The following is a 1,770-nucleotide window of genomic DNA, read 5'->3' on the forward strand; positions in this document are numbered from 1 at the left end:
AGATGATGCGCCCGGCGGACCGCAAGGACCCGCGCGCCGAGCCGGCCGAGACCGCCTACGCCACCATCAGCCGCGCTTCGCACCGCGCCGCCTGGATGGCCCTGCGTCCCTTCACCGGCCGCACCCACCAGCTGCGCGCCCACATGGCCGCCATCGGCCACCCGATACTCGGCGACCCAAAATACGGCGACGACAGGTCCCGCGAACTGTCCGGCCTGCTGAAGCTGCAGCTGCACGCCCGCAGCATTGAGCTGGATCACCCCGGCGGCGGCCTGCTGAAGGTCGTGGCCCCGCTGAGCGCCGAGATGAAGGCCGGCTTCGCCCACTTCGGCTTCGAGGCGGCCGAGGGCGACGAGAGCGACCCGTTCGAGGGCGTGAGGCGGATGCGATGAGGCCGCTGGCGGTCTTCGACATCGATGGCACCCTGGTGGACAGCCGCGCCTCCATCCACCGCGCCGCCTGCGAGGCCGCGCGCGACATCGGCCTGCCCGAGCCGGACTACGACCGGGTGCGCCAGATCGTCGGCCTGTCGCTGGAGCAGGCCATGGCGGTGCTGGAGCCCGGTCTGGACGCCCCGACCCTGGCCCGCTTCATCGCCGGCTTCCGGGCCAGCTTCCAGCGCATGTACGCCGAGGGCCACGAGGAGCCGCTGTACGACGGCGCCATGGACCACCTGCGCCGGCTGCACCGCGACGGCTGGCGGCTGGCCCTCGCCACCGGCCAGAACCGCCGCGGCGTGGCGCGCAACCTGGCGCGCGAGGGCTGGGCCGACCTGTTCCTGTCCAGCCACTGCGCCGAGGACGGTCCCGGCAAGCCGCACCCCGCCATGGTGCAAGCCGCCATGGCCGCCTGCGGCAGCGATCCGGCGCGCACCGTGATGATCGGCGACACGGCCCACGACGTCCGGATGGCGATCAACGCCGGTGTCCTGCCGCTGGGCGTCAGCTGGGGCTTCCACACCGTCGAGGAGCAGCGCGCCGCCGGCGCCCGCCACGTCGCCGCGAGCTTCTCCGAACTGAACGTCGTGCTCGACGGCTTCGCCAACCTGACCCGCGCTGCCTGAGCCTCAGACCAACAGCCAGATTCCCGCGACCAGACAGGCTGCGCCGGCGCCGATGGCGAGGGCGATCAGGCGGATGTTCATCAGCGACATGTCCTTGACCGAATGGGTGTCCAGCCGGTTTGCGACGGCGCAGGCCCTTCGCTCGGCCATGTAGATGAGGAAGATGGCCAGCAGGATGAAGATCGAGGCGATGGCCTTCGGCGCCCAGTCCGGCTCCATGGCGCCGAACAGGGCGTTGAAGGCCAGGCCGATGCCGATGGCCGCCATGGCCGTCCGGGCCCATCCGGCGAAGGTGCGCTCGTTGGCCAGGGCTGTGCGATCCTCCGCCAGATCGGTGCGGTTCTCGGCCAGGGCCCTGCGGCTGTCTCCCCGGTCATCCATCGAGGCGGGCAACTCCCTGTTCAGCGTGGCGGTTCAGCTCCCTAACCGCCCCCACGCCTGTGACGTTCCGCCCCCGGGGCTGTGAACACGGCCTCGCCGCCCTATATGGGCCGCCATGCCCCACATCCCTCCGCTCGACCCGAATGTCGCCGCCCGCAAGGGTTTCCGCGAGCCCGAGGAGCGGCTGAAACGCTTCTGGAAGGCCGTCGACGTGGCGGAGCGCGAGGGCGGCTGGGCCGTGACGCTGGACGGGAGGACCCCGAAAACACCCGCCGGCGCCCCGCTGGTGCTGCCGACCGAGGCGGCCGCCCAACTGGCCGCCGACG

At 71.9% G+C, this 1,770-nt stretch carries 4 protein-coding genes; 3 read left to right on the forward strand and 1 reads right to left on the reverse strand.

All coding sequences use genetic code 11. The features are described from left to right. Positions 1-392, forward strand: a 392-nt coding sequence (locus RIF93_RS20500; RefSeq protein ID WP_309093288.1) for a pseudouridine synthase, incomplete at its 5' end; no start/stop codon positions are given. After that, positions 389-1,063 carry an HAD-IA family hydrolase gene (locus RIF93_RS20505; protein ID WP_309093289.1) on the forward strand — a complete coding sequence of 225 codons (675 nt, stop codon included), beginning with the start codon at positions 389-391 and terminating at the stop codon, positions 1,061-1,063. The genes RIF93_RS20500 and RIF93_RS20505, both read left to right, overlap by 4 nt. A gap of 3 nt (positions 1,064-1,066) precedes the next feature. Here the strand turns inward: RIF93_RS20505 and RIF93_RS20510 are convergent, their stop codons facing one another. Next, positions 1,067-1,444: a DUF202 domain-containing protein gene (locus RIF93_RS20510; RefSeq protein WP_309093290.1), complete on the reverse strand. Its 378-nt coding sequence runs from the start codon at positions 1,442-1,444 to the stop codon at positions 1,067-1,069. Positions 1,445-1,559: 115 nt separating this feature from the next. On the opposite strand from RIF93_RS20510, the gene RIF93_RS20515 reads away from it, so the two are divergent. After that, positions 1,560-1,770: ATP12 family protein (locus RIF93_RS20515; protein WP_309093291.1), on the forward strand; the 211-nt coding region annotated here is incomplete at its 3' end.

The sequence above is a fragment of the Phenylobacterium sp. genome, from assembly GCF_031181185.1.
Classification (GTDB): domain Bacteria; phylum Pseudomonadota; class Alphaproteobacteria; order Caulobacterales; family Caulobacteraceae; genus Phenylobacterium.